The sequence below is a fragment of the Massilia sp. UYP32 genome (genome assembly GCF_050434365.1).
GTDB classification, from domain to species: domain Bacteria; phylum Pseudomonadota; class Gammaproteobacteria; order Burkholderiales; family Burkholderiaceae_D; genus Telluria; species Telluria timonae.
On sequence record NZ_JBNDIK010000001.1, the window covers coordinates 283,776 to 305,282 of the forward strand.

Annotated in this window: 15 protein-coding genes; 9 read left to right on the top strand and 6 right to left on the bottom strand. The window is 64.2% G+C overall.

Annotated features, from left to right (window positions below):
- Positions 1-9 precede the first annotated feature (9 nt).
- The 3 genes from orn (at position 10) to ABIB42_RS01310 (ending at position 4,282) form a co-directional block, all read left to right on the top strand.
- Entirely contained in the window at positions 10-594 is a 585-nt protein-coding gene (gene orn, locus ABIB42_RS01300) for an oligoribonuclease (protein WP_005669391.1), read from the top strand.
- A 62-nt stretch (positions 595-656) separates the two neighbouring features.
- On the top strand, positions 657-3,161 hold the full coding sequence (locus tag ABIB42_RS01305) for a hybrid sensor histidine kinase/response regulator (RefSeq protein ID WP_005669393.1): 2,505 nt from the start codon (positions 657-659) through the stop codon (positions 3,159-3,161).
- Between the two features lie 50 nt (positions 3,162-3,211).
- Complete coding sequence (locus ABIB42_RS01310; protein WP_005669395.1) at positions 3,212-4,282, top strand: glycoside hydrolase family 43 protein; 1,071 nt, start codon at positions 3,212-3,214, stop codon at positions 4,280-4,282.
- A gap of 567 nt (positions 4,283-4,849) precedes the next feature.
- Here ABIB42_RS01310 and ABIB42_RS01315 read toward each other — a convergent pair.
- Both ABIB42_RS01315 and ABIB42_RS01320 read right to left on the bottom strand, forming a co-directional pair.
- Positions 4,850-5,488 carry a DUF1353 domain-containing protein gene (locus ABIB42_RS01315; protein WP_312484538.1) on the bottom strand — a complete coding sequence of 213 codons (639 nt, stop codon included), beginning with the start codon at positions 5,486-5,488 and terminating at the stop codon, positions 4,850-4,852.
- A complete protein-coding gene (locus ABIB42_RS01320) occupies positions 5,485-7,167 on the bottom strand; it encodes a caspase family protein (protein ID WP_429247744.1) in 1,683 nt (560 codons plus the stop codon). Before ABIB42_RS01320 ends, ABIB42_RS01315 begins: the two co-directional genes overlap by 4 nt.
- A 536-nt stretch (positions 7,168-7,703) precedes the next feature.
- Here ABIB42_RS01320 and ABIB42_RS01325 point away from each other — a divergent pair.
- On the top strand, positions 7,704-8,798 hold the full coding sequence (locus ABIB42_RS01325) for an HPP family protein (protein ID WP_429247745.1): 1,095 nt from the start codon (positions 7,704-7,706) through the stop codon (positions 8,796-8,798).
- A gap of 88 nt (positions 8,799-8,886) precedes the next feature.
- Here ABIB42_RS01325 and ABIB42_RS01330 read toward each other — a convergent pair whose 3' ends face one another.
- Together ABIB42_RS01330 and ABIB42_RS01335 are read right to left on the bottom strand one after the other, a co-directional pair.
- Positions 8,887-9,579: a UPF0149 family protein gene (locus ABIB42_RS01330; RefSeq protein WP_005669404.1), complete on the bottom strand. Its 693-nt coding sequence runs from the start codon at positions 9,577-9,579 to the stop codon at positions 8,887-8,889.
- Positions 9,580-9,732: 153 nt separating this feature from the next.
- Positions 9,733-10,770: an alpha/beta hydrolase gene (locus tag ABIB42_RS01335; RefSeq protein WP_005669405.1), complete on the bottom strand. Its 1,038-nt coding sequence runs from the start codon at positions 10,768-10,770 to the stop codon at positions 9,733-9,735.
- Between the two features lie 158 nt (positions 10,771-10,928).
- Between ABIB42_RS01335 and ABIB42_RS01340 the strand changes: the two genes are divergently transcribed.
- A complete protein-coding gene (locus tag ABIB42_RS01340) occupies positions 10,929-11,930 on the top strand; it encodes a serine/threonine protein kinase (protein WP_184234328.1) in 1,002 nt (333 codons plus the stop codon).
- Positions 11,931-12,033: 103 nt separating this feature from the next.
- A complete protein-coding gene (locus ABIB42_RS01345) occupies positions 12,034-14,442 on the top strand; it encodes a hypothetical protein (protein ID WP_184234313.1) in 2,409 nt (802 codons plus the stop codon).
- 51 nt (positions 14,443-14,493) lie between these two features.
- Here the strand turns inward: ABIB42_RS01345 and ABIB42_RS01350 are convergent, their stop codons facing one another.
- Positions 14,494-14,922: a hypothetical protein gene (locus ABIB42_RS01350; RefSeq protein WP_005669411.1), complete on the bottom strand. Its 429-nt coding sequence runs from the start codon at positions 14,920-14,922 to the stop codon at positions 14,494-14,496.
- Between the two features lie 123 nt (positions 14,923-15,045).
- On the bottom strand, positions 15,046-16,104 hold the full coding sequence (locus tag ABIB42_RS01355; RefSeq protein ID WP_005669413.1) for a DUF475 domain-containing protein: 1,059 nt from the start codon (positions 16,102-16,104) through the stop codon (positions 15,046-15,048).
- Between the two features lie 133 nt (positions 16,105-16,237).
- Here ABIB42_RS01355 and ABIB42_RS01360 point away from each other — a divergent pair, with 133 nt between their 5' ends.
- The 3 genes from ABIB42_RS01360 (at position 16,238) to ABIB42_RS01370 (ending at position 21,270) form a co-directional block, all read left to right on the top strand.
- Entirely contained in the window at positions 16,238-16,660 is a 423-nt protein-coding gene (locus ABIB42_RS01360; RefSeq protein WP_005669415.1) for a divergent PAP2 family protein, read from the top strand.
- 230 nt (positions 16,661-16,890) lie between these two features.
- The gene (locus ABIB42_RS01365) at positions 16,891-18,042 is read left to right on the top strand and encodes an efflux RND transporter periplasmic adaptor subunit (protein ID WP_429247746.1); all 1,152 of its coding nucleotides are present in this window, start codon (positions 16,891-16,893) and stop codon (positions 18,040-18,042) included.
- 27 nt (positions 18,043-18,069) lie between these two features.
- Positions 18,070-21,270: an efflux RND transporter permease subunit gene (locus ABIB42_RS01370; protein ID WP_429247747.1), complete on the top strand. Its 3,201-nt coding sequence runs from the start codon at positions 18,070-18,072 to the stop codon at positions 21,268-21,270.
- Positions 21,271-21,507 lie beyond the last annotated feature (237 nt).

Here is a 21,507-nt window from a genome sequence, read left to right on the forward strand (position 1 = left end):
GAGAGAATTATGTCACAAGCTACACCAACCACCGAGTCCGCCGCAGTGCCGCGTCAAAACGAGTTCAACCTGGTCTGGGTGGACATGGAAATGACCGGCCTGGACCCGGACAACGACCGCATCATCGAAGTGGCGGTGATCGTCACCGACCCCGAGCTGAACATCATCGCCGAAGGCCCGGTGTTCGCCATCCACCAGTCGGACGAGACGCTGGACAAGATGGACAACTGGAACAAGGGCACCCACGGCAAGTCGGGCCTGATCGACCGCGTGAAGGCCTCGACCGTCAGCGAAGCCCAGGCCGAGCAGGAACTGATCGCCTTCCTCAAGCAGTATGTGCCGTCGAACAAATCGCCGATGTGCGGCAACTCGATCTGCCAGGATCGCCGCTTCATGGCGCGCGGCATGCCGAAGCTCGAAGCCTTCTTCCACTACCGTAACCTGGACGTGTCGACCCTGAAGGAACTGTGCCGCCGCTGGAAGCCCGAGGTTGCCACCGGCTTCAAGAAGCACCAGAAGCACACGGCCCTGGCCGACATCACCGAGTCGATCGAAGAACTGCGCTACTACCGCGAGCATTTCATCCAGAAATAACTCGGCAAAAGCAGCAAAAAAACTGCATTGTATTGACAAGAAGGTATGCGACAATCGGCGGTATGGTTCCGCTCCCGCATACCGCTTTTTCGAGTGACAGCCAGGTGGCGGCGCGCATGCGCGGCCACGACTGGCACACTTCCAGCCTCGGCCCTCCCGAGGGCTGGCCACCGTCGCTGCGCACGGCAGTGGACATGATGCTGCATTCGTCCTTCCCGATGTTCATCGCGTGGGGGCCGCAGTTCGCTTTCCTGTTCAACGACGCCTACATCCCCATCCTGGGAGAGCGCTATCCGTGCGCGCCCGGCCTGCCGTTCGCCGAGGTGTGGCCCGAAGCCTGGCCCGAGCTGCGGCCGCTGGTCGAGCGCACGGTGGCGGGCGAGACGGTGTTCTTCGAAGACCTCGAGCTGAGCCTGCTGCGCAACGGTTATCCCGAGCGTGCCTGGTTCACGTTCTCGTATGCCCCGCTGGTCGATGCGGCCGGCCACGTCGGCGGCCTGCTCTGCACCTGCATGGAAACCACCGGCCGCGTGCTGGCCGAGCGGCGCGCCGCCTTCCAGCTCAGGGTGTCCGATGCGCTCGGCCCGATCGAGGATCCGGGCGAGGTGATCGCCACCGCCAGCGCCTTGCTGGGCGTGGAGCTCGGCGCCGCGCGCGTGCTGTACGCCGAGATCGATCCGCTCAGCGGCCGCCTGGAGGTGCCGCGCCTGTGGTCCCAGGATGGCGCCGCGCCGGCGGCCTTGCGCTCGCCGCTGCACGACTTCAGTCCGGCGGTGGTGGACGAGCTGCGCAGCGGCGCCGTGGTGCAGATCCACGATGCCGCCAACGACCCGCGCACGCAAGACCTGCGCGCCGCCTGGCGCGACGAGCGCATCGGCGCCTTGCTGGTGGTGCCGCTGGTAAAATCCGGCCGCCTGATCGCCTGCCTGGGCGTCGATGCGCCGACGCCGCGCTCCTGGACCGGCCACGACGTCCAGCTCGCGCGCGACGTGGCCGAGCGCACCTGGGCCGCGGCCGAGACCGCGCGCGCCCAGGCGCTGCTGCGCGAAGAGCGCGACCGCAGCCGCGACATCTTCGACAATATCTCCGAAGGCTTCGCCCTGTTCGACCGCAACTGGATCATGCAGCGCATGAACGCCGAGGGCCTGCGCATCTGCGCCGTCACGCGCGAGGAAGTCATCGGCCGCAACCACTGGGAAGTGTTCACCGCCATGGCCGACAGCGAGGCCGGCCGCATGTACCACCGCGTGATGGACACGCGCCGCGCCGGCGCCGCCGAGCAGTGCCACGTGTTCCCCGACGGGCGCCGCATCTGGACCGACATCCGCGCCTATCCGACCCAGGACGGCGGCATCGCCAGCTTCTTCCGCGACATCACCGACCGCAAGCTGGCCGAAGAAAAACTGATGGACGCCGACCGCCGCAAGGACGAATTCCTGGCCATGCTGGCGCACGAGCTGCGCAACCCGCTGGCGCCGATCAGCGCCGCCGCCGAGCTGCTCCGGCTGGGCAATATGGACGAGCGCCGGGTGCACCAGAGCAGCACCATTATCGGACGCCAGGTGCGCCACATGACGCGCCTGGTGGACGACCTGCTCGACGTCTCGCGCGTCACGCGCGGCCTGATCACCCTGGGCCAGGCGCGGGTGGCGGCGCGCGCCGTCGTCGAAGAGGCGGTGGAGCAGGTGCGGCCGACGATCGACGCGCGCTCGCAGCAGCTCAGCGTGCGCCTGCCGTCCGAACACGCCGCGGTGCGCGGCGACAAGGCGCGCCTGGTGCAGGTGGTGGCCAATGTGCTGGGCAACGCCGCCAAGTACACGCCCCCGGGGCGCGGCATCGACCTGCGCGCCGAGGTGCTCGGCACGCGCCTGGTGCTGAGCGTGCGCGACGAGGGCATCGGCATGGACCGCGAACTCACCGGCCGCGTGTTCGACCTGTTCACCCAGGCCGAGCGCTCGTCCGACCGCTCGCAGGGCGGGCTCGGACTGGGCCTGGCCCTGGTCAAGCACCTGGTCGAGCTGCACGGCGGCACGGTGGGCTGTTCCAGCCCGGGCCTGGGCAAGGGCAGCACCTTCGTGATCAGCCTGCCGCTGCTGCAGGAAGAAGAAACGCCGGTTCCCGCGCCGGGCGCCGCCGGTCCGGCCGGCGCCGCGCCCTTGCGCATCCTGGTGGTGGACGACAACCACGACGCCGCCGAGACGCTGGGCCTGTTGCTGTCGGCCCAGGGGCATGAGGTGGCGATCGAGCACGCCTCGCTGCCGGCGCTCGAGCGCGCGCGCGGCATGCGGCCCGACGTCTGCCTGCTCGATATCGGGCTGCCGGAGATGGATGGGCGCGAACTGGCGCGGCGGCTGAAGGCCGATCCGGCGACGGGCGGCGCGGTCCTGATCGCCGTCACCGGCTATGGCCAGCAGCAGGATCGCGATGCCGCACTGGCCGCAGGCTTCGCGCATCACTTGGTCAAGCCGGTCAATGTCGACGTGCTGCTGCGCGTGCTGGATGGCGTGCGCGGCGAAGCAGGGGCAACGGAGGAGCACAACAAGCAAGCCAACGTCGCTCCCGCGTAGGCGGGAGCCCAGGGCGGTCGCGCCGCCGAAAACCAAAAAAAGGAGACCAGATGAAAGAAAAACCGCTCTTCATCGTGAAAACGTTGGCACTTGCCTTGCTCAGTGCCGCCAGCCTGTCCCTGCAGGCCGCCAACCCGATCGTCCCCGGCTGGTACGCGGACCCCGAAATCCGCATCTACGGCAACAAGTACTGGATCTATCCCACCTATTCGGACCACTACGGCACGCCGCGCACCTCGCGCGGATTCACCCCCGAGCAGCAAGCCATGCGCGCCAAGTCCGACCTGATCTGGGAACCCTACCTGAAGCAGACCTTCCTCGACGCCTTCTCGTCGACCGACCTGGTCAACTGGACGAAGCACACCCACGTGCTCGACGTCGAGAACGTCGCGTGGGCGGCGTATGCGGTGTGGGCGCCATCCGCCATCGAGCACAACGGCAAGTACTACCTGTTCTTCGGCGCCAACGACATCAAGGCCAATGGCCAGCTGGGCGGCATCGGCGTCGCGGTCAGCGACCGTCCCGAAGGCCCGTTCAAGGATGCGCTCGGCCGCCCGCTGATCGACAAGATCCACAACGGCGCCCAGCCGATCGACCAGATGGTGTTCAAGGACGACGACGGCCAGGTGTATATGTATTACGGCGGCTGGAAGCACGCCAACGTCGTCAAGCTGGCGCCGGACCTGCTGAGCGTTGTGCCATTTCCGGACGGGACCACCTACAAGGAGATCACGCCCGACCCGGCCTATGTGGAGGGGTCATTCATGGCCAAGCGCAATGGCGTGTACTACTTCATGTGGTCGGAAGGAGGGTGGACGGGGCCGGATTATCGCGTTGCGTATGCCATGAGCAAGTCGCCGTTTGGGCCGTTCAAGCGCATCGGCACCATCCTGCAGCAGGATACGACCATCGCCAATGGGGCGGGGCATCACTCGGTGGCCAATATTCCTGGCACCGACGACTGGGTTATTGTCTATCACCGGCGGCCGCTGAACGACAAGGACGGGCATCATCGCGAGATGGCTATTGAGCATTTGTACTTTAATGCGGATGGCACTATCAAGCCTGTGGTCATGACCACAAAGGGTATGACGCCGCGACCGACTGCACCCGGTGGCTAACGATGTCAGGCAGCTGACACAAACGCTCGACGTTTTTTTTTGCAGAAATGACAAGTAGTCGAGCAACGGTGTCAATCTAGGTGAAGACACGTGATCTATCAGCACTTGCACAATTGCCTCCGACTAAAGTGGACCTTGCAAAAGCATTGCCCTGCAGTGTTCCACGATCTAGTGGAGCATTTCTGACGGTGATTTTAAGGGGGTGAGCAATGAAATATGTCGTATAGAATTAAAAATCTTTGTGTGCTACTGGGCCGAATTGCAGGAGAAGTAATTGAATTTCCCGGTGGGGCTACTTTCACTATGGATTTCTTGTTTGAAGTTATTGCAGTCACACGGCGTTGAGTTGGCGTTCCTTAGTACACTAAAACTCTTATGGCACAGCATGGACGCATTGGGGCGACTTTAAAGCTACTCCATTAGGACTCATGTATCGCTTCAGATTTTTTCTAAGCGTTAAAGCGCCTAGAAACTCACTTGCCTAATTTCTGTTAGCAATAATTGGGGTGGGGCAATTGCTTGGAGTCGTCAAGAAAACTATATATAGATAGGATGGAAATGCATGTGCTATCTGAAATTCGCTGGTATTTTACGCCACTCATTCCATGTTATCCTCGGATCGTCGGGTGTTTTTATCAATATTCTTTTTTCTCCTTTGGCCTTGCGTCGGGCATTGTCATTCCAAGCCCTTTCTCCAAATTTTCTCACAGCTGTGTAAATTGCCCCGGCATCCATTGTGTTAACCTTGAATGCTTCCATGCAAAGTCTAAAAATCTTGTCGGATTGCTCGCGTGTTAGATACTGTTCCCAGTAGAGGTAATCGTGAAGAACAGCGGCGTATGCATATAGGCCGTCCGGACGTAGTCGCGGCCAAAAGATTGCTGGAATGCTTGCGAAATCGGTGACAAAGCCAATTGGGACCCTGACTTGTTTATATGCGGTCGAATGTTGGGCAGTAGGAGTCCAGCCGATGACGCTAGTCGTGTAGTAAGTTGGATCAGCGAAACGCGCTACTTTTAATACGCCGGACGGATTTTTTTTCTTTACCTTCTCCGTCGGATCCTCTGCGTATTGCAAAAATAGTGCTTCCATCCAGGCATCGCTCGCGTCGCGATCGGTAGTTTGAGAAAATGTTGTTTTGGCCGAGAATGCCAATGACATAAATGCTAAAAAGCGGCGTCGCTTCAGCTTGGAATGAAGTTTCATCTGGTTTTCTCGACTAAAGGTTTGAACAACATCTCCCCGTCGCCGCGCATCCGGCCGAGCATTGGGATCTGTGTCGCGTTCGTTCGCTGTGCTACGTTATATTGAACGAAAAGAAACAGTTCGGTGAGTGTAATTACGCCATTCTTTCCGAGAAGATCTGCTTCTCCTTGCAGGCCGCTAGCGAGATAGTGGGTAAATGTGCTCATTTTCAACTGATCATCGATTTGAGCGGCTTGATCCGACATACCAGCGGTGACCATAAAGGCGCCTTGGGGTACTGCCAGTTGGGTGAGGTCGGGCACTGCTCCCGACTTTCTCACGATTCCCAAACCCGAAAAGCAACTGTCGACTGCAAACAGGACTTGTCGCACCATCTTGCCGTCGAGGGCACGGAAAGCATGGTTTTGAAGGTCGTTCAGACGTAGGCAACGAAGGGTTGGATTGGATGAATAACAATCACTCGTTGCAAGATAGCCCTCAGATGCTACGAGCGGGTCGGAAAAGCCATGTGTGGAGAAATAGATAAACAGGCGGTCGTCCCGATCAGCAGAATCAATCAATTTCGAAAGTGCTACATCAATGTCCTCCCTGGTTACCCGGTCACTAAGCAGCGTCGATACCTCGAATCCATTGCGTTTAAGCGCCTGATCCATTGCTGTGACGTCACGTGCAATTTTCTCTCTGTCAAATATGGAAAATTTCTTGTCGTCAAAGTTCCAGACTCCGATAACCAACGCTCGGCTTTTTGCGTACACTTGGTCGAATGCAATGGCTGGACCTTCTTTTCCTTCGCCTTTCAGTTCCGGAGCGGAAATATGATCATTATCCAGATTAAACTGGTAGGTAGCAGGAACTGAGAGTAGTGTCTGGTTGCCGTCGTCGAAGCGGGCTTGGACTGAGAACTGGTGAATACCTTTAACTAAAAAGGAATATGATGACTGTTGACGGGTTGTCCATGCGCCCCAATCCGAATCATTGGGGAAAATTCGGTATCGATAAAGCAAATGCTTGCGATTCAATTTAAACTCGGGACCAACTTCCCAGCTGAACCTTAATGGTTTTGCCTGCATTCCGCCAGAAGTGTTGGCTTGGCTGGGCAGGGTGCCGTTTAACTTGAGATAAACGCGCGGTGTGATATCAAGCGGAATCGGGCTTGCAGACACTTCGAAGTGAGCGAGAGTCGCACGTGAACTATCACGTATGGCCGGACTAAGTAACGCTCGGTCAGCGCTATGCGGGACAAATGCCCGTTTATAGCCGCCTGCAGTTTTTAATGGATGTCCGATAAATGTTGGGATCCGCGCAATCGCAACCGTGTATTTCCCCGGTTTATACGGTGCTCTGAAGTCGATTGTATAGGGTTTTGCCGAGGCCTCGAATCCCTCGCCAATATCCGGTGCGGCGCTTAAAGCTCCATAAATTTCCCAAGAATCTTGGTTGCGTTCCGAACCTTCCGGAATGACGGCGAATGTAAGGTAAGCGTATTTCTTGGAGCCAAAATGATACTCATTGGCCCGGAACTGGAGCACGATTTGAGAACCGGGGGCAACCTTCGCCCCCCCTTCTGTGAACACGACTGAAGATGGGATTACTTGAACCCCTCCTGCATATGCAGTTTGCTGAGAGATCAGGAATGCCAAAAGTATGAACCACTTGCGCAAAATCGAAACATTTGGCATACCTACCTCTTCGGTGGAATGACTACGGTGCTCGGTGCTGTGGAACTGTTTACCCAGTGCGTAGAGCTAGCTTGCCATAAAATTATCAGAGGGGCAATGGCCAAAAGCAAGGCGGCGGAGTTTTGAAATAGTCCTGTGGTACGCGGAGGCACAGGTGCCTGACAAAGATGAGGCCGTATGTGTTTTGCGCGCTATCCATTGCTGCGTTTCAGCCTTTGTCATACAGTCGTATCGCTTCGATCAGCATTCTTTGCTCGAGACTTTAGGGGGATCTGGAGGTCTCTGAGGCGTAGCGGCAAGTCACGTCTGTCGTCTCTTTCTGGACGAATGGTAGACGTGCCGGACAGGTGCACGTGATCGTTGCTCTCACGGCGACCGTGCATTATGCTTTGCGTCCAAATTGACTCCATGCACTATTTTTGATGACTTTTGCACCCATTTCGTGCAAATGTGCTGTAATGACGCTCTCCGCGCTCAACCTTGGTGCAATGCCATCCTTTCTTCTATCCATTCTGCGGCGGCCGCACCCGGTCGCCTTGCCACCGATCGGCCAGGCGCGGGCCGCGTTCGGCGCTTTGTTCGGCCTGGCCCTGTCCGGCGTCCTGAGCCAGGTCGTGCTGGCCTGGACCGCCCCCGGCGCCCACGTCGCCTGGCTCGTTGCCCCCATGGCAGCCTCCGCCGTGCTGCTGTTCTGCGTCCCCGCCAGCCCTCTGGCCCAGCCCTGGCCCGTCATCGGCGGCAATGTGGTCTCGGCCCTGGTCGGCGCCGCCTGCGCCCAGCTGCTGCCCGATCCGATGTTCGCCGCGCCACTGGCCGGCGGATTGTCGATCGCCATGATGTTCCTGCTGCGCTGCCTGCATCCGCCGGGCGGGGCGGTGGCGATGACGGCGGTGCTGGGCGGGCCGGCGGTGCATGAAGCCGGCCTGTCGTTCGCGCTGGCGCCGGTGGGCCTGAATACCGTGCTGCTGGTGCTGGCGGCGCTGCTGTACAACCGGGTGACGGGCGCCCATCACGCGCACAAACCTGTTCCGGCGCCGACCGCCGTGGCGGCCGAGGACATCGACGCCGCGCTGGAGCATTTTGGCGAAGCGGTCGACGTCTCGCGCGAAGACCTGGCCGTCATCGTCAACGATGCCGAGCACCATGCGGCCGAGCGGCGCGTGCGTCACCTGCACGCCGGCGACGTCGTGGTGCCGCCGCTGGCGCGGCTCGAACCCGACATGCCGCTGGCGACGGCGCGCGCCATCCTGCTCGAACATGGCTTGCCGTCGCTGCCGGTGGTGGATGGGGAAGGGCGGCTGCTTGGCGTGCTGACCCTGAAATCCCTGCTGCGGGCGGCGGCCGAGGCCGAAGCGTGGAACATCAAGGCGCGGGCGCTGATCGTCCTGCGCGGCCGCAGGCAAGCCGAGCGGGTGGCCGAGCTGATGATGACCGGGATCGCGGTGCAGGCGGCGCAGCCGGCGAGCGCCGTGGCCGCGCTGGCGGGCCGCCATGGCCTGGCGCGGGTGCCGGTGGTCGACGCGGCGGGAATGCTGGTGGGGATGGCAGGGCCGGTCGAAGTGCTCGACGCGCTGCATGGGGTGACGTTGGCGACGCAGGGGTGGCGGTTGCGGCGCCGGCGCGACGATTGATGCTTGTTTCGGCGCCGATTTCGTCTGCGATGATCTCGCTGCCAACGATCGCCGCGTCGGCGGCCTGGCCGCCGACCCTACGGGTGAATCAGGCCGATTCCGCCCCGCAGCACTTCTTGTACTTCTTGCCGCTGCCGCAGGGGCAATCGTCGTTGCGACCGACCTTCGGCTCCTCGCGCACCACGGTCTCGACCGCGGCCTTGCGCAGTGGCAGCCAGTAGCGGTACAGGGCCGGCACATTCGCTTCGATCTCCAGCGCCAGGGCGTGGATCTTGTGCGGATTGTCGACCAGGGCCAGTTCCTCCTCTTCGATCTCGTCGGCGCCGAGCAGGTAGATCGGGCGAATGAGTTCGGCCACGTCCGAGGTCCAGATCGGTTCCCAGGAGTCGGCGCGCAGTTCGACGCCTTCCCAGAAGCCCCAGCACCAGGCTTCCGGATCGATCAGGGTCTTGCCTTCGAATTCATGTTCGACGAACAGCGGCTCGAACTCCTTCGGCGAGACTTCGAAGGTGATCAGCACTTCGTTCATGAAGCGCATGATCAGGTTGATGATCTTTTCTTCTTCGCGCTTGTTCTTCCATTTCGGGGCGGCCGCCTCGTCCTGGCCCCAGACCAGCGGCAGCCATTCGGCCGGCATGATGGTTTCCGGACCGATCGCGATCGCGGTCAGGTAGCCGTGCAGGGTGTCCATCGTCATCGCGTCGTCGGAGCAACGGTCGGACAAGAGGAACTGGTCGAGTTCGTCGAATTCTTTTTCGGAGAGGGGCTGTTCGAGATGCATGGGAGTGTCTGGTGACGGCGCCCGGGCGCCGGTTTTGCGTAAAGGCGCCAGTGTAACGCCTGCGCCGCCAGGCGGCAGCAAAAACCTCGATCAGGTATGGCAAACGGCGGGGAGATGGCGCCGCGGCGCAACGGCCGCGGCGCCGGGATGGCATCAACGCTTGGCGTTGAACGCCTTGGTCAGCTCGTCGGCCGCGAACTGCTGCGCTTCCTTGGCTTTGGGCACCACCGCGCCCATGCCGAAGAATTCGTGGGTCACACCGGTGTAGTGACGGTAGTTGACGGCCACGCCTTCCTTCTCGAGGCGGTCGGCGTAGGCCTTACCCTCGGTCATCAGCGGGTCGATCTCGGCCGTGATCACGGTCGCCGGCGGCAGGCCCTTGAGCGAGGTCGCCTTCAGCGGCAGGGCGTACGGGCTCTTCGGATCGGCGCCGTAGTGCTTGAAGAACCAGCCCATCATCGCCTTGTTGAGCGGCTTGGCGTTGGCGTTCTTCTTGTACGACGCATTGTTCATGTCGTTGTCGACCACCGGATACACCAGCAGCTGGTGCACCGGCAGCTGGGCTTTCTGGTCGCGCGCCATCATCGAGACCACGGTCGCCAGGTTGCCGCCGGCCGATTCGCCGGCCACCGCCACGCGGGTCGGGTCGCCATTGAACTGGCTGGCGTTGTCGATTGCCCATTTATAGGCGGCGAAGGCGTCCTCGGGCTGGGTCGGGAACTTGTGTTCAGGCGCCCGGCGGTAATCGGCCGAGACGACGATGGCCTTGGCCCCCTTGGCCAGCGCGCGCACCGACGCTTCATAGACCTTGGTGTCGGCGATCACGAAGCCGCCGCCGTGGTAGTAGACGATGACCGGGAACGGACCCTTGCCCTCAGGGGTGAAGATGTGGACCGGGAAGCTGCCGCCCTTGCCCTGCACCGTCTGCGTCTTCATTGTCACGCCGGGTTCCGGCGCCGTGCTCTGGCCGGCATCCGACAGCACTTTCTTGACCGCGTCGGCGGCGCTCGGCTGCTTGCGCGCTTCTTCCGGGCTCAGGTTCTCGATCGGCTTCGGTTTGAGCGACGCCATGGCGTCGAGCACCTTTTGCATATTCGGCTCGGCCTTCGGCGGCTGGGCGTTCTGGGCGATGGCGGCGCCTGCAGCCATGCCGGCGGCGAGAGCGACGAGGGTCAGGGTCATCTTCTTCATGGTGTTCCAATCAGGTTGGCGCTCCGACGCGGGCTGCGTCTGGATGCGTTTGTTACATGGAACCCCGGAACAACACCGCCGCTCAGTACGCGAACGAACCCAGCCATCCAAAAGCGGGACGATTTCCGCTTCCCCGTGCGCCGCCGTACAATGGGCACATGGAAAAGCCGAACCTCGATACTCCCGAACACCCCTTTGCCCGCCTCGATCCCGCCATGGTGCTCGATGCGCTCGATAGCGTCGGCCTGCACGGCGATGGCCGCCTGCTGGCGCTGAACAGCTACGAGAACCGGGTCTACCAGGCAGGCCGCGAGGAGGGCGCGCCGGTGGTGGTCAAGTTCTATCGGCCGCAGCGCTGGAGCGATGCCGCCATCCTCGAAGAGCATGCTTTTGTCGCCGAGCTGGTGGAGCAGGAGATTCCGGTGGTGCCGGCCCTGGCCATCGACGGCAGGACCCTGCATGCCTTCGAGGGCTTTCGCTTCGCCGTGTTCCCGCGCCGCGGCGGGCGCGCGCCCGAGCTGGGCGACCCGGCCGTGCTGGAATGGACCGGCCGCTTCATCGGCCGCATCCACGCCCAGGGCGCGGTCAAGGCATATCAGCACCGGCCGGCGCTCGATCCGGTCACGTTCGGCCGCCAGCCCTATGACTGGCTGCGCAGCCATGATTTCGTGCCGCCCGAGCTGATGGTCGCGTGGTCGAGCGTGGTCGAGCAGGCCCTGGATGGTGTCGCGCGCTGCTACGAGCGGGCCGGCGAGCTGCCGCTGCTGCGCCTGCACGGCGACTGCCACGGCGGCAATGTGCTGTGGACGCCGGATGGCCCCCATTTCGTCGACTTCGACGACAGCCGCATGGGGCCGGCGGTGCAGGACCTGTGGATGCTGCTGTCGGGCGAGCGCCACGAGATGGTGCGCCAGATGAGCGACGTGCTGGCCGGCTACGAGGATTTTTGCGAGTTCCATCCGCGCCAGCTGTACCTGGTCGAAGCCTTGCGCACCCTGCGCCTGATCCATTATGCAGCGTGGCTGGCGATGCGCTGGGACGATCCGGCCTTTCCCGCCGCCTTCCCCTGGTTCAATACCCAGCGCTACTGGCAAGACCGTATCCTGGAGCTGCGCGAGCAGGTGGCGCTGATGGACGAACCGCCCTTGTGGCCGGTGTGATGGCCGAATGGATGAGCTGAGCCAATATTGCCGCCCAGTTCCGCGTAGCGTACTGAACGGATTTACCGGATAATCGAAACGACCGCCGCTATTGAGACCTCGCATGGAACCAAACCCAGCCAAGCAAGACGACGCCGACTTCTCGATCGACCTGTCGCAGGCCGCCGGCATGGCGCCGGCCGAGGCTCCGCCCGACTCGGGGCCTGAAGCGGCTGCCGCCGCGCCTGAGGTCCCTGCGGCCGCCCCGGCGCCGGCCGCGCGCAAGCCCCTCGAGATGCGCGAAATCCAGGAAGCGATCGCGCGGGTGGAAGCCGAGGCCAAGGCTAATGTTGCTGCAGAAAGCCGCCAGACCGCCGAATCGCGCGCACGCGCGCTGGCGGACGAACGCGCCGCCATTGACGCCGCCGCCGCCGCCGCCGCGCTGGCCAATTCGCAGGCATCCGAAGACGCGATCGCGGCCAACCGCGACCGCCTCGAATCCCTGCGCGCCGCCGCCAAGGCCTCCGCCGAGCGCCTGGAAGCGATCCGGCAAGAGACCGCCGAGCTGCGCGCGCGGGTCAAGAGCGACACCGAGATCCGCCTGGCGCTGGAAGCCCGTGCGCGCTCCGAAGAAGAAGCGCGGCGCCGCGCCGCGCTCCAGATGGAAGCCGAGGCCGAACTGGCGGCCAAGGCCGCGCGCGCCGCCGACGAGCTGGTGGCGCATACCGAACAGGCCAGGCTGCAGGCCGCCGAGCGCATGGCGGCGGTGGAAGCGGCCAAGGAAGAAGTGCTGCACAACGCCAGCGCCGACGCCCGCATCGCCATTTTGGCGCGCGAGCGCGAGCGCGCCGAAAAAGCCGCGCGCCAGACCGCCGAGAAGCTGGCCGAGGCCGAAGCCGAGGCGCTCGACCTGACCCAGCAGCGCGAACGCGCCGACCAGGTAGCCCTGGCCTCGGCGTTCGCGCGCGCGGCGGCCGAGGCGCGCGCGCTGGAAGAAGCGCGCGCGCTGGCCCACATCGAACAGGAACGCGAGGCGATCGCGCTGGCCCAGGCCGAGTCCGAGCGCGTCGCGGCCCAGTCGCTGCGCCTGCGCCTGCAGACCGAAAAGGAATTGCGCGACGCCGCCACCCACCGCGAGCGGCTGGAACAGATGGCCGCCGCCAGCGCCGAGGCGCGGCGCGAGGCCGAGGCCCGCATCCTGGCCGCGACCGAGGCCCGGATCGAAACCGACCGCAAGCTGCAGCTGGTGGCCGAAGACCGCGTCCGCGCCGAGGAAGAAGCGGACGAGCAGGTGCAAGCCCGGCTCGAGGCCGAGGCCGAGGCGGCGCTGGACGCGCGCGCGCGCCGCGCGGCCGACGAGGCGGCGGTGGCGGCGGCCCAGCGCGAGGCCGAGGAGCACCGGCGCGAGCAAGCCTTGGCCGACGAAAAAGCGGCGCTGGCCCAGGCCGCGGCCGAGGTCCAGGCCAAGCGCAACGCCGACGAAGCGGAGGCGGTCGCGTTCGAGGCCGAGCTGGTCGAACTGCAGCGCCAGGCCGCGCAACTGGCTGCGCAAAAACGCGAAGAAGCCGAGCGCCTGGCCCAGCTCGAGCGCGAGCGGGTGGCGGCCGAGACCCAGGCTCTGGCGGACCTCGAGCGGAAAGTGGCGGCCGAGCAGGAATTGATGCTGGCGGCCCAGGCGCGCAGCGAAGCCGAGGCGGCCGCGGCGGCGGCGCTGGCCGCCAGGGCGCAGGCCGAGCGCCGTCTCGAAGAAGCCCAGCGCGCGACCTTCGAAGCTCAGCAGGCCCAGGCGGACGCGGTAGCGGAAGAAGCGGCGCAAGCCGAGGCGACGCGCGACGCCCAGCAGGCGCATGCGCGCCGGGCGCAAGAGCTGGCCCAGGCCCAGCACGAACGCACCGAGGTCGAGCGCCAGCAGGTGGCGCTGACCGAGCAGGCGATCGGCGCCGAGCGCGAAGCCACGCAAGCGGCGCGCGAGTCGCTGGCCCTGGTCGAGCGCAAGCTGGCCGCCCAGCGCGCCCAGGCCGCGGCCGACGCCCGCGCCAACGAGGCGCAGGCGGCGCGGCTGGCGTCGGAACATGCCGCCGCCCAGGCCGCCGAGGCGCGCGCCGAGGCCGAGGAAACGCAAGCCCGGCTGGCGCGCGAGCGCGAGCTGGTCGAGCAGGCCGCCGTGCAGTCGGCGGTCGAGAAACGCGAAGCCCAGCGCGCGCTGCTGGAACACGCCCAGGCGCATGCCGAGATGCAGCGCAAGGCGGCGCAGGCGACCTTGCAGATGGCCGATGCGCGCAAGCACCTGGTGAACCTGGAAAGCAAGCGCCAGGACGAGCAGGCCGCCGAACTGGCGGCCACCGAGCGCGTCATCGGCGAACGCAAGGTCGAAGCCGGCCAACGCTCGGTGTCGGCCGACCTGACGCGCGAGGTATTGGGACGGTTCAAGCAGTCGCAGGCCCGGGCCGGCGACACCTCAGCCGCGCAGGCGGCGGCGCGGTTGGCGGAAGTGATCGCGGCCCAGCGCGAACTGGACCGCGACAAGGACTAGGGTTGGCCGGGGCGCGCAGCCGGCTGGGCCGCCGACCCTACGCCTACACTGTTATTGCGCGGGCGCCGCTGGCGCCGGCGCTCCCTGCGCCTGGCTCGGCGACACCGGATCGACCGGCCCCGTCACCGCACGCTTCACGAAATACTCGGTATCGCCAAAGCAGCTGGTCGGCACGCCCTTGTGCTGCTCGTAGCTGATCTGCACGCGGCGGCCGATATTATTATTGAGTTGCTGCACCACCGCCTCATCGCGCACGGTGAAGGCGAAGCGCTCGGGAATCGCGCCCGGCATGCTCGACAGCAGGATCTCGCCTTCCCAGGTCTTGCACAGCCAGCCTTTCTTGGAGAACGTCTGCAGATAGCCGGCGCGGTCGCCTTCGGAATAGGCCCAGGTCAGGGTGAACCAGGTGTACAGGGAACCGAGCACGGCGACGGCGGCGATGACGGACAGCAGGATGGCGGTGGCGCGGGCTTTGGGCATGGTCGGGCAGGGCGATCGAAAAAAGTTGGCACGGGTTGTCAATATGGCAGCGCAAACGCGATGCGCGCTCATTCTGCCATGCCTTGCCGTAATCGCAAACCGCAATTCTCAGCCGTTACCGATTCACCCGGTCCGCGCCGCCACCTCGGCCTCCTGGGCCGCGATCCTCCTGCGGTAGCGTATGGACGACCACAGCGACACCAGGATGAACGCCAGCCCGGACAGCCCGGTGAACCATTCCGGGATGTGATAGTGCACGCTGGCGAACATGATCAGGGCCAGGATGCCGATCGCATAGTGGGCCCCGTGCTCGAGGAAGACAAATTCTTGCAACGTGCCCTTGTAGACCAGGAACACGGTCATCGAGCGCACGAACATGGCGCCGATGGCCAGGCCCAGCATGATGATGACGACGTCGTTGGTAATGGCGAAGGCCCCGATCACGCCGTCGAAGCTGAACGAGGCGTCCAGCACTTCCAGGTAGAGAAAGCCGCCGATGCTGCCCTGCGAGATCATGGCGCCGACCGACGGGTCTTCTTCCTTTTCTTCGAGCAGGCCGCTCAGCCACTTGACGCCGATATAGATCAGCACCCCGGTCACGCCGGCGATCAGCACCGCCAGCTTGCGTTCTTCCGGCATCAGGTTCATGGCGCCGATCACGCTGAGCAGGGCCAGCAGCACGGCCAGTCCCTCGGAGCCGTACTGGCCGACTTTTTCCTCGAACCAAGTGATCCAATGCAGTTCTTTTTCCGTGTCAAAGAGGAAATTCAGGAATACCAGCAACAGGAAGGCGCCGCCGAAGGCCGCGACTTCGGCGTGGTGTTCGGTCAGGTGGCGCGAATACTCGTTGGGGTTGTCGATCGCCATGTGCCAGACGTCGAGCAGGCCGAGGCCGGTGGCGGCGGCGACGATCACCAGCGGGAACAGCAGGCGCATGCCGAACACGGCCACCAGGATGCCGACGGTCAGGAACAGCTTGCGCCAGAATTCGTTCCAGTGCTTGAGCACCGAGGCGTTGACGACGGCATTGTCGAAAGAAAGCGACACTTCCAGCACGCCGAGGATGGCCGTGATCCACAGGGCCTGCAGCAGGCCGGGCAGGCCCCGGTGCTCGTAGCCCCACCAGCCGGCCAGGGCCATCAGGACTGCCGTGACGATGAACGACCAGCGGAAGTGCCGCATACATACCCCTTGTCTGTATTGACTGCCTGGGTCAATATTACCGTTTCCCGGGTTGCTGCGTCCGTTCCAAAAGTCGCCCACCGCGCCTTGCTTCTGAGATAATTCCGCCCAGCATTTTCACCTATAAGACATCATGGAAATTATCTACCTCGTGACGCCCATACTGACCTGGATGGTGGTCGGTCCGATCAAGTTTCTCATTTCCAGCGTCCGCCTGCGGCGCTGGGCCTTCGACCTGGTCGGCAATGGCGGCTTCCCCAGCAACCATAGCGCGGTCGTGTCCAGCATGGCCACCCTGATCGCCCTGCGCGAAGGCATGGGCCATCCGGCCTTCGGCGTGGCCTGCACGCTCGCCTTCATCGTCATGATCGACGCCAACAGCCTGCGCCAGCACGTCGGCCGCCACGCGGTGTCGCTCAACCGCCTGCACGACGGCAAGGCCGACTACGTGATCCTGCGCGAACGCATGGGCCATACCAAGATCGAGATCGCCGGCGGGGTCCTGACCGGCATCGGCATGGGCTTCCTGATCAACGCCGTCCTCGGCGGTTTCTGATCGTGTCCATATGGCGGCGTCCATCCCCCGGACGTCCGCCTGTCCGTTTTACCCCGCATCTCGTCCGGGCTGGAATGCAGCTCATCGCCAAAAAACGCAGTTCATCCATCGAATTCGGCGTTATACAGGTTCGTCAATTGACGCCATCAGGGCCCTCCTGAATACTTCGCGCTGGCTGTATCTATTCTCATTTTTATAAAAAAGACCAAGTCCTTCTCTGGAGAACCACAATGCTGCGCAAAACCCTCCTCGTTCTAGCCATCGCTTCAAGCCTCGTCGCCTGCGGCAAGGATTTCGCCACGGCCCCCGGCCAGGCCAAGGACAACAAGCCGACGCAGCTGACGGTGGCGCCCGAGGATGTATTGACGATCCAGAGCGACGCCATTTCGTCCGGCCCGGTCATCACCGGCTCGATCCAGCCCGAACGCAAGGCCGACCTGCGCGCCGAAGTCTCGGCCATCGTGCTGCAGGTGCTCAAGGAGAACGGCGAACCGGTCAAGCGCGGCGACGTGCTGGTGCGCCTCGATGAAACCTCGATCCGCGACAGCCTGATGTCGGCCGAGGATGCGCAGCGCGCCGCCAGCCTGGCGCTGGAACAGGCCAACCGCCAGCTCGAACGCCTCAAGACCCTGAGCGCCTCCGGCATGACCTCGGCCAAGGCCCTGGACGACGCCGAGATGGCGCGCAACAACGCCATGAGCGAGCTGTCGGGCGCCAGGAGCCGCGTCGCCACCGCGCGCCAGCAACTGGCCCGCACCACGGTGCGCGCGCCGTTCGACGGCATCGTCTCCGAGCGCAAGGTCTCCAATGGCGACACCGCCACCATCGGCAAGGAACTCGTGAAAGTCATCGATCCGACCAGCATGCGCTTCGAAGGCGCGGTGTCGGCCGATTCGGTCAGCACCGTCAAGGTCGGCCAGAAAGTCAATTTCCGCGTCAACGGCTATGGCGAGCAGCAGTTCGCCGGCATCGTCAGGAGGATCGACCCCGCGGCGAACCCGGTCACGCGCCAGGTCGAGGTGCTGGTGGGCTTCGCCGACAAGGCCCAGCCGCGCGTGGCCGGCCTGTACGCCGAAGGCCGCGTCGACGCTTCCGCCACCGACGCCCTGATGCTGCCCGAGTCGGCCCTGGTGCGGGTCGGCGACAACAGCCATACCTGGCGCATCAAGGATAAAACCCTGTCCAAGGTCAACCTGGTGGTCGGCGCGCGCGACCCGCGCACCGGCAACTTCGAAGTCAAGCAGGGCTTGAGCGCCGGCGACGTCGTGCTGCGCGCCCCGACCTCGAACCTGAAGGATGGCCAGAAGGTCGACATGCCGGCCGCGCGCGTGGCCAGCGCGGCCGGCTCGGCCGCCGGCGCGGCGCCGGTCCAGGGCAAGTAATACGGGAAAAATAAAAGGAAAACAACGATGTTCCTGTCCAATTTCAGTGTCAAGAAACCGGTCGCGACGGTGGTGATCATCGTCGCGATGATGGCCATCGGCCTGCTCGCGCTGTCCAAGCTGCGGGTCAACCAGAACCCCGACGTCGACATCCCCGTCATCGTGGTCGACATCCCGTATCCGGGCGCCTCGCCCGAGACCTCGGAACGCGAGATCACCAACCGCCTCGAGAAGCAGATGCAGGCGATCCAGGGCGTCACCGAAGTCAATTCCAACTCCTATGAGGGCGGCGCCACGATCTGGATGGAGTTCGACTTCGACCGCAATCTGATCGAAGCCTCGGACGACGTGCGCAACGCCATCGCCGCGGTGCGCTACAAGCTGCCGATCGAGATGCGCGAGCCGGTGCTGCGCCGCATCGATCCGGCCGCCGAGCCGGTGATGTCGCTGGCGCTGTCGTCGAGCACCCAGAGCCATGCCGAGATCTCGCGCTATGCCGAGGACGTGCTGGCCGACCAGTTCCGCGCCATCGACGGCGTCTCGACGGTGGCCGTCAACGGCGCCCTGCGGCGCGAGTTGTCGGTGCTGCTGCGCGCCGAGAAGCTGCGTGAATTCAATGTGTCGGTGACGGAGGTGACCAATGCCCTGCGCAGCGGCAATACCAATGCGCCGGTCGGCAAGCTGCGCGACGAGCTGGACGAGAAGGGCATCCGCCTGATCGGCCGCATCGAGCGTCCCGAAGACTTTTCGCAGATCGTGGTCAAGCGCAACGGCGACACCATCGTGCGCCTGAACCAGGTGGCCGAGATCCAGGACGGCTTCGCCGACATCAACAGCCTGTCCATGCGCAGCGGCAAGCCGAACGTCGGCCTGCAGATTTCCCGCTCGCGTGACGCCTCGACCGTGGCGCTGGCCAAGAAGGTCCATGAAGTCGTCAAGGAAGCGAGCAAGCACCTGCCCGAAGGCACCAAGCTGGAAGTGACCCGCGACGGCGGCGAGGATGCGCAATCGAGCCTGAACAACGTGATCGAGGCGCTGGTGCTGGGCGCCGTGCTGACCGTGTTCGTGGTGTATGCCTTCCTCAATTCCTGGCGCTCGACCCTGATTACCGCGCTGGCCCTGCCGACCTCGGTGCTGGCGGCCTTCATCGCGGTCTGGCTGTGCGGCTTCACGCTGAACTTCATGACCCTGCTGGGCCTGTCGCTGGCGATCGGCGTGCTGATCGACGATGCGATCGTGGTGCGCGAAAACATCGTGCGCCATATGGAAATGGGTTCCGACCGCCGCACCGCGGCCCTCGAAGGCACCGCCGAGATCGGCATGGCCGTGGCCGCCACGACCTTCTCGATCATGGCCGTGTTCGTGCCGGTGGCCTTCATGCCGGGCGTGTCCGGCGAGTGGTTCCGTCCGTTCGCGCTCACCGTGACCTGCTCGGTGATCGTCTCGCTGTTCATCTCGTTCACGCTCGACCCGATGCTGTCGGCCTACTGGGGCGACCCGCCGGACCACCACAGCGCGCCCAAGAAAGGCATCGGCCGCGTGCTGGACCGCTTCAATCACTGGTTCGACCGCCAGGCCGACCGCTACGGCCGCGTGATCGCCTGGGCGCTGCACCATCGCCGCTGGATGGGTTTCATTGCCCTGGCGAGCTTCGTCGGCGCCATCGCCCTGCATTCGAGCTTTGGCGGCTCCAGTTTCCTGCCGAAGATGGACTCGGGCACGATCATGATCGACGTGCGCGTGCCGGCATCGTCGAGCATCGAATATGCCCGCCGCAAGGTGGAAGCGGCGGCCGAGCTGGCGCGCACCCTGCCGGAAACCGAGGACACCAACAGCAACGCCAACCTGAACGGCGGCCGGGTCTACGTCGACATCGGCAAGCGCCGCCAGCGCGACCGCAGCGCCTCCGAGGTCGCGGTGGAACTGCGCCAGAAGATCAGCCGCCTGGTCGGCGCCGAGTACACGGTCATGGATGACCTGAGCGGCAACGGCAAGCCGGTGCAGATCGAGTTCAGCGGCCCCGATTCGCGCCGCCTGATGGAGCTGACCAACGCCTACATGGCCAAGCTGCGCGAAGTGCCGGGCGCGGTCGACGTCACCCTGTCCGAGCAGGATCCCAAGAACGAGCTGCAGATCGTGCTCGACCGCGGCCTGGCGAATATGATGGGTATTTCGGTCAACGACGCCGCCCAGTCGCTGCGCGTGGCCTTCGCCGGCATCGAGGTGGGCGACTGGGTCGACCCGACCAGCGAGACCCGCGACGTCGCAGTGCGCCTGCACCCGGACGACCGCGTCAATACCGAGAGCATCGAGCGCCTGCCGATCTCGGTCGGCGGCACCGGCATGATGGTGCCCCTCGAGCAGATCGCCTCGATCACCATGGGCAAGGGCCCGTCGGGCATCCGCCACAAGAACGGCGAGCGCATGATCACGGTCTCGGCCAATGCCCAGGGCCGCTCGCCGGGCGAGGTCACGGCCGACGCCATGCGCCTGGCGCGCACCTTCGACTTCCCGCCGGGCTATGGCCTGGCGCTGGGCGGCTCGGGCGAAGACCAGCAGGAACTGTTTACCGAGATGATCATCGCGCTGCTGTCGGGCATCGCCCTGATGTACCTGATCCTGGTGATGCAGTTCGGTTCCTTCACCGCGCCGATCGGCGTGATGATGTCGCTGCCGCTGTCGCTGATCGGCGTGGTCGTGGCGCTGATCATCACGGGGCATACGCTCAACCTGATGAGCATGATCGGCATCATCATGCTGATGGGCCTGGTGGCCAAGAACGCGATCCTGCTGCTGGACGCCGCCCGCGCCCTGGAGCACGAAGGCATGGACCGCGAAGAAGCGCTGATGGCGGCCGGCCGCAAGCGCCTGCGTCCGATCCTGATGACCACCTTCGCGCTGATCGCCGGCATGCTGCCGGTGGCGCTGGCCTTCGGCGACGCGGGCGAGTTCTACCAGCCGCTGGCGATCGCCATCATCGGCGGCACGATCACCTCGACCGTGCTGACCCTGCTGGTGGTGCCGACCTTCTACGACAGCATCGAGATCGCCCGCGACCGCATGCTGGCCAAGTATGGCCGCCGCGCCGAGCGCTGGAACGCGCTGCCGGCCTTCCTGATGACCTTCGTGGAAGCGATCCTGACCCTGACCTTCGTGCGCCTGGTCTATCGCGTGATCGTCCGCGCCGGCCGCTTTGTCACCGGTCGCGGCAAGGCCGTCCCGGCCTGATCCTCACCCTGCGGGCGGCGCCAGCCGTCCTTTGCCCCTACACGGCCAGCCATGCGCTGGCCGTGTCTTTTCAACGACGGGTCGCATGGGCTCGCCGTGCAGTCGCCGTTGTTGCGTCAGTATTTCCTGTTGTTATGGTCTAATAGCGGGTGCCTTGTGGATAATTCGATACTGAACTGCTTGCGTAGTAGTGAACAGTGTTTCAAGAATCCCGTCTTCCATCCCTCCCGCCGTTAG